Here is a 13559-nt window from a genome sequence, read left to right on the forward strand (position 1 = left end):
TTGATGAGCGGGGAAGAGAAACGGGGCAGTTGCAAACGCTCAAGCCACCGCGCTCTTCCTCGACTCTACTCCTGATATCCCGATGCTGATATCAAGCGGGTGCTGATGCTAGCGTGTCGCGCTCGTGATGGTGGCCAACAAGCCCGGCGCGCCAAGGAGAACGCGAAGCAGCCGTTAAAACCGTTGCGCGGGGAAGGCCGGGCGTTCTCGGCCAGACCTGTGGTACCTGCCGCCTGCATTTGCTTTCGCAGGCGGGCCACGGGCGCGGCCAGCGCCCGGCCTTCCCCGCGCCCTCATGATTCGAGGGCGGTGAGTTTCAGCACAGCTCGGGCGCATCGTGTCGCGAGAACGAGATCGTTCGCCTTCGAGCTGCTTCTCGGAGGCAACGCCGGGCGCGCCAACCACAGCTGTCGTCCCGGGCAAGCGCGAAGCGCGCCGACCCGGGATCCATAACCACAGGGTTCAGTTGTCTTGCACGGGACTCGCAGCCTGCCTCTTACAAACATCGTGCGGCATGGGTCCCGTTCGCAGGGACGACGCCGGTTATTTGGCGCGCGCTCGGCCCTCACGATCCAAATGATAAGGAGAGGGGCCCCAGCTTGCGCTGGGGCCCCTCAACGGTCAGGACATTGCCGGGTATTTGCCCGAACCGAAGTTGCGGACCTGGTCGCGTACGACCAAGTCCTGGGCAGTAGTTGTAGGCGCGCTCGCCGTGCTTGATATCCGGCGCTCCTCAATCCCTGTTGCCCGGCGTCTGGATGAACCCGCGATTCCACGTCGGACTGATCAGGATCTCGTTGACGCACACCCGCGGCGGCATGTTCGCCACAAAGGCGATGGTGCGGCCGAGGTCTTCCGGCTGCAGCATCCGCGCCTGCTCCGCGGCGCTCGGCACGACCGGGCGCTGCTCCAGGATCGGCGTGGCGACCTCGCCGGGCATCAGGCAGCAGGCGCGCAGGCCGTTCACGCATTCCTCCATGTTGAACGAGTGCGTCAGCGCCAGCACCGCGTGCTTGGTCGAGGTGTAGGCCGGCCCCGGCATCTTCGAGACATGGCGGCCGGCCCACGACGAGACGTTGATGATGGTCCCATCCTGCTGCGCCCGCATCGCCGGAAGCACCGCCTTCATGCAGTAGAGCACACCGTTGAGGTTGATCTCGACCAGCTGGTTCCAGCCCTCGATGGTCATGTCGTCCCAGCGCCGCTTCGGCACGTTGACGCCGGCGGAGTTGACCAGCAGATCGATTCGGCCGTGCCGCGCCAGGATGGCATCGGCCGCGGCCTGAACGTCGGCGGCCTTGGCGACGTCGAGCGCAACGGCCTCGGCCGTGCCGCCCGCCGCGGCAATCTTGGCCACCACGGCCTCGAGCGCGGCCATGCGCCGGCCCGAGACGATCACCGTCCAGCCCTCGGCCGCGAGCGCCAGTGCGCCGGCCTCGCCGATTCCGGTGCCGCCGCCCGTGATCCACACGATCCGTTTTTCCTTGACCATATCCCAGCGTCTCCCGGTTGCCTTCGAAAGGGCGTTTTTGCTAGAGCAGCCTCGATCAGAGATGGCGACCGTGGTGACTGCGATGTCACCGGTCTTGTTCGCTGTCCGGCCCTTTTCGTCTTCGTCGAGCATGATGTTCCGCCGGCTGGCACTGCCGGCCTGCCGATGCTCCCAGGGGAATGTTGCATGAACCAAGCCGCCAACGCCAATCTGTTCTCTCGCCTGTTCGATGGCCTCGACGATCCCAACCGCCTGGCGATCGAGACCCACGACGGCCAGCGCATCACCTATGGCGATTTGATCGCGCGGGCAGGCCAGATGGCGAACGTGCTGGTGGCCCGTGGTGTGAAGCCGGGTGATCGCGTCGCGGCGCAGACCGAGAAGTCGGTGTCCGGCCTCGTGCTCTATCTTGCCACGGTGCGCGCCGGCGGCGTCTATCTGCCGCTCAACACCGCCTATACGCTCAACGAGCTCGACTATTTCGTCGGCGACGCCGAGCCGACCGTCGTGGTGTGCGATCCCGCGAAGGCCGAAGGCATCGGCGCGCTGGCGGCCAAGGTCGGCGCCAAGGTGGAAACGCTCGATGCGTCAGGCACGGGCTCGCTGACGGAAGCCGCCGACAAGGCCGGCTCCGCCTTCACCACCGTGCCGCGCGGCGCCGACGATCTCGCCGCCATTCTCTATACGTCGGGCACCACCGGCCGCTCCAAGGGCGCGATGCTGTCTCACGACAATCTCGCCTCGAACTCGCTGACCCTGATCGACACCTGGCGCTTCACCAAGGACGACGTGCTGATCCACGCGCTGCCGATCTATCACACCCATGGTCTGTTCGTGGCCAGCAACGTCACGCTGTTCGCGCGGGCGTCGATGATCTTCCTGCCCAAGCTCGATCCGGACCTGATCATCAACCTGATGGCGCGCGCCACCGTGCTGATGGGCGTGCCGACCTTCTACACGCGGCTGCTGCAGAACCCGCGGCTGTCGAAGGAGACGACCAGCCACATGCGGCTCTTCATCTCCGGCTCGGCGCCGCTGCTCGCCGACACCCATCGCGAGTGGTTCGCGCGCACCGGCCATGCCGTGCTCGAGCGCTACGGCATGACCGAGACCAACATGAATACGTCGAACCCGTATGACGGCGAGCGCGTGCCCGGCGCGGTCGGCTTCCCGCTGCCCGGCGTGTCGGTGCGCGTCACCGATCCGGAAACGGCCAAGGAGCTCGCGCGCGACGAGATCGGGATGATCGAGGTCAAGGGCCCGAACGTGTTCAAGGGCTATTGGCGGATGCCGGAGAAGACCAAGTCGGAATTCCGCGACGATGGTTTCTTCATCACCGGCGATCTCGGCAAGATCGACAAACAGGGCTACGTCCACATCGTCGGGCGCGGCAAGGATCTCGTGATCTCCGGCGGCTTCAACGTCTACCCGAAGGAGATCGAGAGCGAGATCGACGCCATGCCGGGCGTGGTCGAGTCCGCCGTCATCGGTGTGCCGCATCCTGATTTCGGTGAAGGTGTCACCGCGGTCGTGGTGCGCCATCCGGGGGCTGATGTCAGCGAGGCCGGCGTGCTCAAGGGCCTCGACGGCCGACTGGCGAAATTCAAGATGCCCAAGCGCGTGTTCGTGGTCGACGAGCTGCCGCGCAATGCGATGAGCAAGGTGCAGAAGAACGTGCTGCGTGACCAGTACAAGGACATCTACACGAAGTGACGGCGGCCTAGCGCCGTCGTCCGATCGCGAGGCCGGCGAGCGCGGCCAGCGGCGGCGCGGCGCAGATCAGCACGAATTCGAGCACGGCGAGCGAGGCGATCTCGTGCTGGATGGCGAATGCGAGACAGGCGGCGAACAGGCCGGAGGCGGTGAAGCCGAGCACGCAGGTCAGGGGCTCCTCGGCGGGCTCGTGCGACGACACCTTGCGCGCCGGCAGGGCCGCCGGGCGTTCGGTGGTTGTCGGTCGGACCGTCGGCAGCGGCATCGAGGCTCCCTGCACCGCGTCTGCTGTACCTCGCACAGACTAAGCTGCTTCGCCCGGCGGCGATATGCGGCAAAAACGACCGGCGGAGGGCTGCGCGGCGTTGCCAGGAACGGGGGAGATCGAGGGGGATTTGCGCCAGCGCAGGCGGTCGCGGTGCGGGTTGTTGCTCCGCGAATCGCTCTGGGCAGGTTTGCAGAATCATCAGATGGCGCTGGCTCTTGTCGCGAAACGGGCGCTCTCAGGACCGTGGTTAAGCGGTGAATCAATGCTCGACATTCCGTGCCATTCAACAGTCTTGCCGCGTTGGGCGCGGCCTTGCTGAGGAGGTAGGAATGAACAATAGTTCGCCGCATCCGGCCATGAGCGGTTTCTGGTATACCACGGCGGCCATTGGTCCTTTTTCCACCGGCCGCCTAGCACTGAATCGTCGTTCGGTTTTGGGCGATTTGTTCGTTGCAACGCCTGTTCCTTCTCCGTAAATAAACCCCGCCTTGCCGATCCACATGGCCGCAAGCCCCTTCCGTTCACGGCCCACAAGAAATCATCAAAGCAACCAATGACAGCCAGGATCGAACGACCGCTTTCGCCGCATCTGCAAACCTACCGCTGGACGCTGACGATGATCCTCTCGATCGTCCATCGCGCCACCGGGGTTGCACTATATTTCGGGACGCTGCTGCTGGCCTGGTGGTTGATCGCCGCCGCGTCTGGTCCCAGCGCCTACTCCTACGTCCAGGGGTTCATGGGCAGCTTCCTCGGCCGCCTGATCGTGTTCGGCTACACCTGGGCGCTGCTGCACCATCTCTTGTCCGGCATCCGCCACTTCGTCTGGGACCTCGGCTACGGCTTCAAGCCCAATGAGCGCGAGACGCTCACCTGGGGCGCCCTGATCGGGGGCATCACGTTGACTGTCCTGGTCTGGATCGTGGCTTACGCAGTGGGAGGCGGCCGATGAGCAACGCACGCGCGAAGTCGATGCGCACCCCGCTCGGCCGCGTCCGCAACCTCGGCGCGGCCCATTCGGGCACCGGTGATTTCTGGCGCCAGCGCATCACCGCGGTCGCGATGACCCTGTTGATCGTGCCGGTCGTGATCGTGGTGATCATGCTGCTCGGCCGCAACCAGGCCGGCGCGGCGCAGATCCTGGGCTCGATTCCGATTGCCGTGATCATGCTGCTGTTCGTGATCGCGAGCTGCTGGCACATGAAGATCGGCATGCAGGTCGTGATCGAGGACTACGTGCACAGCGAGCCGCTCAAGCTCGTCGCGATCATGGCCAACAACTTCTTCGCGGTGACCGTGGCGCTCGCCTCGATCTACGCCCTCATCAAACTGTCCACTGGAGTCTAGGCCATGGCCGGCGGAGCAAATGGCAGCGCGAACGGCGCGCCCGCGACGAACGGAAGAGCATATCCGATCGAGGACCACACCTATGATGTCGTCGTGGTCGGCGCCGGCGGCGCCGGCCTGCGCGCGGTCGTCGGCTGCAGCGAGGCGGGCTTGCGCACCGCCTGCATCACCAAGGTGTTCCCGACCCGCTCGCATACGGTGGCGGCGCAGGGCGGCATCTCGGCCTCGCTCGGCAACATGCATCAGGACGACTGGCGCTGGCACATGTACGACACCGTCAAGGGGTCGGACTGGCTCGGCGACCAGGACGCGATCGAATACATGGTGCGCAACGCGCCCGAGGCGGTCTACGAGCTCGAGCATTGGGGCGTGCCGTTCTCGCGCACCGAGGACGGCAAGATCTACCAGCGGCCGTTCGGCGGCATGACCCTGGACTACGGCAAGGGCCAGGCGCAGCGCACCTGCGCCGCCGCCGACCGCACCGGCCACGCCATGCTGCACACCATGTATGGCCAGTCGCTGCGGCACGCCGCGGAGTTCTTCATCGAGTTCTTCGCCATCGACCTGATCATGGACGACCAGGGCGTTTGCCGTGGCGTCATCGCGCTCAAGCTCGATGACGGCACGTTGCACCGATTCCGCGCCCAGACCACGATCCTGGCGACGGGCGGCTATGGCCGCGCCTATGCCTCCTGTACCTCGGCGCACACCTGCACCGGTGATGGCGGCGGTATGGCACTGCGCGCCGGCCTGCCGCTGCAGGACATGGAGTTCGTGCAGTTCCACCCGACCGGCATCTACGGTTCCGGCTGTCTGGTGACCGAGGGCGCGCGCGGCGAGGGCGGCTATCTCGTCAACGCCGAGGGCGAGCGCTTCATGGAGCGCTACGCGCCGTCCGCCAAGGACCTCGCCTCGCGCGACGTCGTTTCCCGCGCGATGACCGTCGAGATCCGCGAAGGCCGCGGCGTCGGCCGGAAGAAGGACCACATCTTCCTGCATCTCGACCATCTCGATCCGAAGGTGCTGCAGGAGCGCCTGCCCGGCATCTCCGAATCCGCCAAGATCTTCGCCAATGTCGACGTCACGCGCGAGCCGATCCCGATCGTGCCGACCGCGCACTACAACATGGGCGGCATCCCGACCAACTATCGCGCCGAGGTGCTGACCAAGAAGGACGGCGACGACAACGCGATCGTGCCCGGCCTGATGGCGGTGGGCGAGGCGGCCTGCGTCTCCGTGCACGGCGCCAACCGGCTCGGCTCGAACTCGCTGATCGACCTCGTGGTGTTCGGCCGCGCGGCGGCGCTGCGGCTGGCCGAGAAGCTGACGCCGAACGGCAAGCAGCCGGACCTGCCCAAGGACTCCGCCGATAAGGCGCTGAGCCGGCTCGATCATTATCGCCACGCCTCCGGCGGCACGCCGACCGCGAAGCTTCGCGAGAGCATGCAGAACGTGATGCAGACCAACTGTGCCGTGTTCCGCACCGGCGAGGTGCTGCAGGAAGGCCACAACCTGATCCACAAGGTGTATGGCGGCATCGGTGACATCGCAGTGTCCGACCGCTCGCTGGTGTGGAATTCCGACCTGATCGAGACGCTGGAGTTCGACAATCTGATCGCGCAGGCGGTCGTGACGATGGACTCGGCGGCGAACCGGACCGAGAGCCGCGGCGCCCATGCACGCGAGGACTTCCCGGATCGCGACGACACGAACTGGATGAAGCACACGCTGGCGTGGATCGACAGCAAGGATGGCAAGACCACGATCGATTACCGTCCGGTGCACAACTACACCATGACCAACGACGTGCAGTACATTCCGCCGAAGGCGCGCGTGTACTGATCGCGTGTGACCTGAGCCCGTCCGTCAAACCCAAGAAGGCCTTCCGAAATGGCTGAGTTCGCACTTCCGAAGAATTCTCAGATCACCGGCGGCAAGACCTGGCCCAAGCCGGCCGGCGCCGCCGAGGTTCGCGAGTTCAAGGTCTATCGCTGGAATCCGGACGACGGCAAGAATCCGAGCGTCGATACCTATTACGTCGACGTCAAAGATTGCGGCCCGATGGTGCTGGACGGGCTGATCTGGATCAAGAACCACATCGATCCGTCGCTGACCTTCCGCCGCTCCTGCCGCGAGGGCGTGTGCGGCTCCTGCGCGATGAACATCGACGGCCAGAACACCCTGGCCTGCACCAAGTCGATGCACGACGTGAAGGACGGCGCGGTCAAGATCAACCCGCTGCCGCACCAGCCTGTCGTGAAGGACCTGGTGCCGGACCTCACCAATTTCTACGCGCAATACGCCTCGATCGAGCCCTGGCTGAAGACGACCTCGCCGACGCCGCAGAAGGAATGGCGGCAGAGCCACGAGGATCGCGAGAAGCTCGACGGCCTCTACGAGTGCATCCTGTGCGCCTGTTGCTCGACCTCGTGCCCGAGCTACTGGTGGAACAGCGAGCGCTATCTCGGTCCGGCCGCGCTGCTGCAGGCCAACCGCTGGGTCAAGGACAGCCGCGACGAGGCGACCGGCGAGCGGCTCGACAACCTCGAGGATCCGTTCCGGCTGTATCGCTGCCACACCATCATGAACTGCGCCAAGGCCTGCCCGAAGGGGCTCAACCCGGCCGAGGCGATCGCGGAGCTGAAGCTCAAGCTGGTCGAGCGGCAGATCTAGCCGGGCCGACCACTTTCGATCTGACCTTCCGCGCCCGAAACTGGTGCAAGTTCCGGGCGCGGCTAGTTTGTAGCTGCCGTCGATTGCGTTAAGCTCGTGGCCCTTTGAAGCCGGAGCGACCGTGCAGACCGCACAACGCAAATCGCTGACGATGCTGCGCTGGATGATGATCGCGTCCCTCGCGCTTCCCGTCGCGCTGTTCGTGATCGCGGCCTACGTATCCCACGGCACGACATATGAGGAGGCCGATCGCGAGATCCGCCGCTCGCTCGAAATCGTCCACGAGCACGCGCTGAAGGTGTTCGAGACCATCGAACGCAGCCTCTCGGAGATCGACGAGGTCGTCCGCGACCTGTCGGATGCCGACATCAAGGCGCGCGAGCAGGTGCTGCATGCTCGGTTGCGGCAATTGTCGGACGCGCTGCCGCAGATGAAGTCCGCCTGGGTGTTCGACGCCAATGGCCGGCCGCTGGTCAACAGCATGATCTATCCGGCGCCGGACATGACGTTCCTCGACCGCGACTACTTCAGTGCCCACGTCAAGGACAGCATCGGCACCTTCATCGGCGCGCAGTTGACGCCGCGGCCGCCCTATCAGGGCGCGCCGTTCTTCAGCATCAGCCGCCGCCGCCAGAGCGACGACGGCAGCTTCACCGGCATCATCCAGGCTTCGGTGCTTCCGGATTATTTCGAGCACTTCTATGCCCGGATCGGCCGGGCGCCCGGCAGCTACTTCGCGCTGCGCCGCTTCGATGGCCTCATTCTGGCGCGCTTCCCGGCCGCCGGGAGAAGCGCGGCCGCGGACCCCAGCGACGTCCCCGCCGGGGCCGCAGATACGGAGCAGCTCGTGACCGAGATCTCGCCGGTCGATGGCGTCGAGCGTCTCGTCGGCTATCAGCGGCTCGGTGGCTATCCAGTCTACGTCTCGGCAGGGCTGGCGACGTCGACCATCCGCAACCGCTGGCTCGGCACGATCGGCCGGCACCTCATCTTCGGCATCCCGGCAACCGCGCTGCTCATCGTCTTCCTGGCCCTTGCCCGGCGGCGGACCGAGCGCCTGCATGTCGAGGCCGCCCGCCGCCTCGAAGCCGAGGATGCGCTCAAGCACGGTCAGCGCATGGAGGCGCTGGGACAACTGACCGGCGGCGTCGCGCACGACTTCAACAATCTGCTGACCGTGATCCGGGCCTCGGCCGATCTGTTGCGCCGGCCGAATCTGGCTGATGAGCGGCGGCAGCGCTATATCGACGCGATCTCGGATACGGTGGCGCGCGCATCGAAGCTCACGTCGCAGCTCCTTGCGTTCGCCCGGCGCCAGACGCTGAAGCCGGAGGTCTTCGACATCGGCCGCAGCGTCGTCGCCCTGCGCGACATGACCAAGACCCTGGTCGGGTCGCGCGTCGAGGTCGTGGTCTCCGTTCCCGACGAGCCGTGCTACGTCAATTCCGACGCCGGCCAGTTCGAGACGGCACTGATCAACCTGGCCGTCAATGCCCGCGATGCGATGGCCGGCCAGGGACGTCTCAGCATCACCGTCGCCCCAGCAGCGGCGCTGCCGACGCCGTCGGCGCCGCACGACCGTCCGCCGCTGGGCTATGTCGCCATCACCGTCCAGGACACCGGCGTCGGCATCCCGTCGGAGCATTTCGGACGCATCTTCGAGCCATTCTTTACGACCAAGACCATCGGCCAGGGCACCGGCCTCGGTCTCTCGCAAGTGTTTGGCTTCGCCAAGCAGTCCGGCGGCGAAATCGGGGTCACGAGCGAAAAGGGGCGCGGCGCGACGTTCACGCTCTATCTGCCGCGCGTCGCTCCAGCCCAGGTGCAGCGTGGCGAGGACGGCAGCCATGCGGAGCCGATCGGCGGTCGAGGCATGTCGGTGCTGGTGGTCGAGGACAACATCGACGTCGGCAGATCGGCGACCGAAGCGCTGGCCGAGCTCGGCTATCGCACCACGCTGGTCGACAACGCCAGAGACGCGCTGGAGGAGCTTATCGGCGGCACCAGCCGGTTCGACGTCGTCTTCACCGATGTCGTGATGCCCGGAATGACCGGGCTGGAGCTTGCCGAGGAAATCAGGCGGCTCGAGCTCAACGTGCCGGTCGTGCTGGCGAGCGGTTACAGCCATGTGCTGGTGCAGCAGGGCACGCACGGCTTCGAGCTGCTGCGCAAGCCCTATTCGATCGAGGAACTGTCGCGTGTGCTGCACAAGGTCGTTCCCGTGCCGCTGTATCGCGCCCCACCGATGGCGCCGAACACGCAGGTGCCCTGAAAGCGGCGCGAATTGCGCGGGAACCCGGGTGGGAACCTTCTGGTTGCGTTGCTGTTATCGCGGAATGGGACAGGTTCAGGACATCGCGCGGCCGGGGGGACAGGCGCCCGAGAAGGCGCCGATCATCGAGATCGCCGCTGAGAATGGTACCCAGGTCGAGCCGCCGCCGCCCGAATTGGTGGAGGCCGATCCGGAGCTGTCGTCCGAAGAGGCCGAGCAACTGCGCAAGCGCTATCTGCTGACCCGGTTCTGGATCAGCGCCCGCGGCTATTGGGGCAAGAGCGGCGACCGTCTGGCGTGGGCGTTCACGCTCGGGCTGCTGTTTCTGATCGTTGCGACTGTCGGATTTCAGTACGGCATCAACGTCTGGAATCGGTCGATCTTCGACGCTATCGAGAAGCGCGATTCGGCGACCGTCTTTCATCTCACCGCGATCTTCTTCCCGCTTGCGATCGGCAGCGTCATTCTCGGCGTCGCCCAGGTCTATGCGCGCATGTCGATCCAGCGGCGCTGGCGGGCGTGGCTGACCAACAGCGTCGTCACCCGCTGGCTGGCCAGCGGGCGCTACTATCAGCTCAATCTCGTCAGCGGCGACCACAAGAATCCGGAATACCGGATCGCCGAGGACCTGCGCATCGCGACCGATTCGCCGGTCGACTTCATCGCCGGCGTGACCTCGGCGCTGCTGTCGGCTGCGACCTTCATCGTCGTGCTCTGGACCATCGGCGGCGCGCTGACGCTGCATCTCGGCGCCACTGAGATCACCATTCCCGGCTTTCTGGTCATCGCCGCGATCGCCTACGCCGCCATCGCCTCGGGCTCGATCATGACGATCGGCCGCCGCTTCGTGCAGGTCTCCGAGGACAAGAACCAGGCCGAGGCCGATTTCCGCTACACCCTGACCCGCGTCCGCGAAAACGGCGAGAGCATCGCCCTGCTCGGCGGCGAGACCGAAGAGCGCGCCGGCATCGACCGGACGTTCGGCAACGTGCTGCAGCAATGGGCGCGGCTCGCCGGCCAGCACATGCGCACCACCCTGGTGTCGCAGGGCTCCAGCCTCATCGCCCCTGTCGTGCCGCTGCTGCTGTGCGCGCCGAAATTTCTCGACGACAGTATGACGCTCGGGCAGGTGATGCAGGCGGCGAGCGCGTTCACGATCGTGCAGACCGCGTTCGGCTGGCTGGTCGACAACTATCCGCGGCTCGCGGATTGGAATGCCTGTGCCCGCCGCATCGCCTCGCTGATGATGTCCCTCGATGCGCTGGAGCGTGCGGAGAGAGGCGACGGCATCGGCCGCATCAAGCGCGGCGAGACCTCCGGCGACGCGATGCTCAGCCTGAATGATCTGCAGGTGACCCTCGACGACGGCACCGCCGTGGTCGGCGAGACCGAGGTCGTGGTCGATCCCGGCGAGCGCCTGCTCGTCGCGGGCGAATCCGGCACCGGCAAGAGCACGCTCGTGCGCGCCATCGCCGGGCTGTGGCCGTGGGGCGGCGGCAGCATCAACTTCCACCCCGACCGCAAGCTGTTCATGCTGCCGCAGCGGCCCTACGTGCCATCGGGCACCCTGCGCCGGGCCGTCGCCTATCCCGGGGCTGCCGAGGATTGGAGCGTGGCGCAGGTCGGCGAAGCCCTGCACAAGGTCGGTCTCGACCATCTCAAGGACAAGATCGAGGAGGACGCGCCCTGGGATCAGACGCTCTCCGGCGGCGAGAAGCAGCGTCTCGCCTTCGCGCGCCTGCTGCTGCACAGCCCCGACATCGTCGTGCTCGATGAAGCCACCTCCGCGCTCGATGAGAAGAGCCAGGACCGGATGATGGAGATCGTGACGAGCGAGCTGCCGAAGGCCACCATCGTCAGCGTGGCGCATCGTGCCGAGCTGGAGGCCTTCCACAGCCGCAAGATCGTGCTCGAGCGGCGCAAGGGCGGCGCCAAGCTCGTCAGCGACATTGATCTCATTCCGCGCAAGGGACGGCGTCGCCTGATCGGCCGCTTCCTGCGTCAGCGCAAGGCGGCCTGAGCGGCTCGGTGTTGCCTCAGCGCGGTCCTGGTGACGACACAATGCGGCCACGCCGCCTGCATTGGAGATTGCGGCGAAACCGGCTATCACACGTCGCCCTCAGCCCAGGACGCGACCTTGACGCCCGACAACGATCCTTCTCCGCCCTCCTTTGGTGCCTTCGCTCCGAATGCCGCTCAGGCGCTGGTGATCCGCATGGCGCACGGCTCCGGGCTGAAGCGCGGCGCGTTCCGGCCGATGTTGACGCGTGTCGTCAACATGCTCGGAGCAGGCCCTGTCGACGTCGGCTATCAGGGCGCCAATTTCCGCTTCTACCATCAGGTCAGTGCGACCGAGCGCGGTGCACTGTTCAATCCCGACTACAATCGCGAGGAGCTGGATTTCCTGCGCAGCCACGTTCTGCCGGGCGGCGTGGTGGTGGATGTCGGCGCCAATGTCGGAACGTTCGCCTTGCCGCTTGCCCGTCACGTCGGGCCGGGCGGTCTCGTGATCGCAGTGGAGCCGCATCCGGTCACGCATGCGCGGCTGAGCTTCAATCGCGATGCGTCCGCGCTGTCCCAGGTCAGGCTCGTCGCGGCGGCGGCAGGCGAGAGCGACGGCGAGGTGATGATCGAGACCGATGGCGACAATCTCGGCGCCAGCCACATCGTGACCGGAGAGGCGGGTGCTGAAGCATTCAAGGTCCCGTCGTTGCGGCTGCAGACCATCCTCGAACAGGCCGGAGCGACCAGGGTCGATGCGCTGAAGATCGACGTGGAAGGCTTCGAGGACCGTGTGCTGACCTGCTTCTTCCGTGACGCGCCTGCCGCGTTGTGGCCGCGTGCCGTCGTCATCGAACACCTGTCGCGCGAGGAATGGCAGAACGATTGTCTCGCCGACATGCTCGGTCGCGGCTACCGCGAATGCGGCCGCACGCGCAGCAACACGCTGTTGCTGCGCGGCTGAATCGGCATTCTGTCGCCGTCCCCAATACGTCCGGAACATCGGCGCCCCACGCGGCGTTGTCGTCCCTGACATTGAGGGAGCCGGCCATGAGCAACGACGACGCGCGCGACCAGGGTCGCGTTTGGGACCTGATGAAGAAGATCGGCTTCGCGATGCTGGTCACCCGCGACGGTGACAGGCTGCGGGCACGGCCGATGAGCGCCTATCTCGCGCGCGACGAGAACATGATCTACTTTCTCACTGACGCGCGGCATCACAAGGACGAGGAGATCGCGCGCTCGCCCGAGGTCAACCTGTCGTTCGCAGACGCCGGCAGCCAGAAATACGTGTCGCTGACGGGCACCGCGGCCATTTCCAACGATCGCGGCAAGATCCGAGAGCTGTTCTCGACGCCGGCCAAGGCCTGGTGGGACAGCGCCGAGGATCCGAACATCCGCCTTTTGAAGATCACGCCCGACGACGCCGAGTTCTGGGACTCGCCCGGCACCATCGTGCGCTACGTCAAAATGGCGGCGGCCGCCGTCAGCGGCACGCGTCCCGACCTCGGCGACCATCGAAAGGTTGCGATGTGATGCCGATCGAACCGCCAGAGATTCCGCCGGCGACGCCGGGCCGCCCGGCCGAACCGCCGCCGGAGGATCCGGTCGGCAATCCGCAGCCCGACATTCCGCCGCCGGTGTACGAACCCGATGCGCCGGCGCCCCCGCGCGAGCTGCCCGGGCAGACGCCAGACGAAATCCCCGGCCGAGGGCCGCTCGGCCCGACCACGCCCAATCCGGCCACGGATTGACCGCGATTGAGTGGTCATGATGATCGCCTGCGAAGGGGC

Annotated in this window: 13 protein-coding genes; 11 read left to right on the top strand and 2 right to left on the bottom strand. The window is 66.1% G+C overall.

Annotated elements, in window-relative coordinates; all coding sequences use genetic code 11:
- Nucleotides 1-733 precede the first annotated feature (733 nt).
- Entirely contained in the window at nt 734-1492 is a 759-nt protein-coding gene (locus tag QX132_RS23410; protein WP_316163005.1) for an SDR family oxidoreductase, read from the bottom strand.
- Nucleotides 1493-1678: 186 nt separating this feature from the next.
- Here QX132_RS23410 and QX132_RS23415 point away from each other — a divergent pair, with 186 nt between their 5' ends.
- Nucleotides 1679-3205, top strand: a complete 1527-nt coding sequence (locus QX132_RS23415; RefSeq protein ID WP_316163006.1) for a malonyl-CoA synthase — start codon at nt 1679-1681, stop codon at nt 3203-3205.
- Nucleotides 3206-3212: 7 nt separating this feature from the next.
- Here the strand turns inward: QX132_RS23415 and QX132_RS23420 are convergent, their stop codons facing one another.
- The gene (locus QX132_RS23420) at nt 3213-3470 is read right to left on the bottom strand and encodes a hypothetical protein (RefSeq protein WP_315778175.1); all 258 of its coding nucleotides are present in this window, start codon (nt 3468-3470) and stop codon (nt 3213-3215) included.
- A gap of 332 nt (nt 3471-3802) precedes the next feature.
- Here QX132_RS23420 and QX132_RS23425 point away from each other — a divergent pair, with 332 nt between their 5' ends.
- The 10 genes from QX132_RS23425 to QX132_RS23470 all read left to right on the top strand — a co-directional run bounded on the left by QX132_RS23425 (nt 3803) and on the right by QX132_RS23470 (nt 13520).
- The gene (locus QX132_RS23425) at nt 3803-3949 is read left to right on the top strand and encodes a hypothetical protein (protein ID WP_316163007.1); all 147 of its coding nucleotides are present in this window, start codon (nt 3803-3805) and stop codon (nt 3947-3949) included.
- Nucleotides 3950-4026: 77 nt separating this feature from the next.
- Complete coding sequence (gene sdhC, locus QX132_RS23430; protein WP_008965547.1) at nt 4027-4425, top strand: succinate dehydrogenase, cytochrome b556 subunit; 399 nt, start codon at nt 4027-4029, stop codon at nt 4423-4425.
- A gap of 20 nt (nt 4426-4445) precedes the next feature.
- A complete protein-coding gene (sdhD, locus tag QX132_RS23435; protein ID WP_315740508.1) occupies nt 4446-4820 on the top strand; it encodes a succinate dehydrogenase, hydrophobic membrane anchor protein in 375 nt (124 codons plus the stop codon).
- Between the two features lie 3 nt (nt 4821-4823).
- Nucleotides 4824-6662 carry a succinate dehydrogenase flavoprotein subunit gene (gene sdhA, locus QX132_RS23440; RefSeq protein ID WP_316163008.1) on the top strand — a complete coding sequence of 613 codons (1839 nt, stop codon included), beginning with the start codon at nt 4824-4826 and terminating at the stop codon, nt 6660-6662.
- A gap of 48 nt (nt 6663-6710) precedes the next feature.
- Nucleotides 6711-7493 (top strand): succinate dehydrogenase iron-sulfur subunit, encoded by a 783-nt coding sequence (locus QX132_RS23445; RefSeq protein WP_315740445.1) that lies wholly within the window; start codon nt 6711-6713, stop codon nt 7491-7493.
- Between the two features lie 121 nt (nt 7494-7614).
- The gene (locus tag QX132_RS23450; protein WP_316163009.1) at nt 7615-9765 is read left to right on the top strand and encodes an ATP-binding protein; all 2151 of its coding nucleotides are present in this window, start codon (nt 7615-7617) and stop codon (nt 9763-9765) included.
- Between the two features lie 64 nt (nt 9766-9829).
- Nucleotides 9830-11785 (top strand): ABC transporter ATP-binding protein/permease, encoded by a 1956-nt coding sequence (locus QX132_RS23455; RefSeq protein WP_316163010.1) that lies wholly within the window; start codon nt 9830-9832, stop codon nt 11783-11785.
- 117 nt (nt 11786-11902) lie between these two features.
- Nucleotides 11903-12730, top strand: a complete 828-nt coding sequence (locus QX132_RS23460) for an FkbM family methyltransferase (RefSeq protein WP_316163011.1) — start codon at nt 11903-11905, stop codon at nt 12728-12730.
- Between the two features lie 86 nt (nt 12731-12816).
- Nucleotides 12817-13302, top strand: a complete 486-nt coding sequence (locus QX132_RS23465) for a pyridoxamine 5'-phosphate oxidase family protein (RefSeq protein WP_316163012.1) — start codon at nt 12817-12819, stop codon at nt 13300-13302.
- On the top strand, nt 13302-13520 hold the full coding sequence (locus QX132_RS23470) for a hypothetical protein (protein WP_316163013.1): 219 nt from the start codon (nt 13302-13304) through the stop codon (nt 13518-13520). Before QX132_RS23465 ends, QX132_RS23470 begins: the two co-directional genes overlap by 1 nt.
- Nucleotides 13521-13559 lie beyond the last annotated feature (39 nt).

The sequence above is a fragment of the Bradyrhizobium sp. SZCCHNRI20481 genome (assembly GCF_032485055.1).
In the GTDB taxonomy this organism is placed as follows: Bacteria; Pseudomonadota; Alphaproteobacteria; order Rhizobiales; family Xanthobacteraceae; genus Bradyrhizobium.

What these genes read in the sequence shown, in the direction of transcription:
- QX132_RS23410 (WP_316163005.1), bottom strand. Translation starts at nt 1,492, where the DNA reads ATGGTCAAGGAAAAACGGATCGTGTGGATCACGGGCGGCGGCACCGGA.
- QX132_RS23415 (WP_316163006.1), top strand. Translation starts at nt 1,679, where the DNA reads ATGAACCAAGCCGCCAACGCCAATCTGTTCTCTCGCCTGTTCGATGGC.
- QX132_RS23420 (WP_315778175.1), bottom strand. Translation starts at nt 3,470, where the DNA reads ATGCCGCTGCCGACGGTCCGACCGACAACCACCGAACGCCCGGCGGCC.
- QX132_RS23425 (WP_316163007.1), top strand. Translation starts at nt 3,803, where the DNA reads ATGAACAATAGTTCGCCGCATCCGGCCATGAGCGGTTTCTGGTATACC.
- sdhC (WP_008965547.1), top strand. Translation starts at nt 4,027, where the DNA reads ATGACAGCCAGGATCGAACGACCGCTTTCGCCGCATCTGCAAACCTAC.
- sdhD (WP_315740508.1), top strand. Translation starts at nt 4,446, where the DNA reads ATGCGCACCCCGCTCGGCCGCGTCCGCAACCTCGGCGCGGCCCATTCG.
- sdhA (WP_316163008.1), top strand. Translation starts at nt 4,824, where the DNA reads ATGGCCGGCGGAGCAAATGGCAGCGCGAACGGCGCGCCCGCGACGAAC.
- QX132_RS23445 (WP_315740445.1), top strand. Translation starts at nt 6,711, where the DNA reads ATGGCTGAGTTCGCACTTCCGAAGAATTCTCAGATCACCGGCGGCAAG.
- QX132_RS23455 (WP_316163010.1), top strand. Translation starts at nt 9,830, where the DNA reads ATGGGACAGGTTCAGGACATCGCGCGGCCGGGGGGACAGGCGCCCGAG.
- QX132_RS23465 (WP_316163012.1), top strand. Translation starts at nt 12,817, where the DNA reads ATGAGCAACGACGACGCGCGCGACCAGGGTCGCGTTTGGGACCTGATG.
- QX132_RS23470 (WP_316163013.1), top strand. Translation starts at nt 13,302, where the DNA reads ATGCCGATCGAACCGCCAGAGATTCCGCCGGCGACGCCGGGCCGCCCG.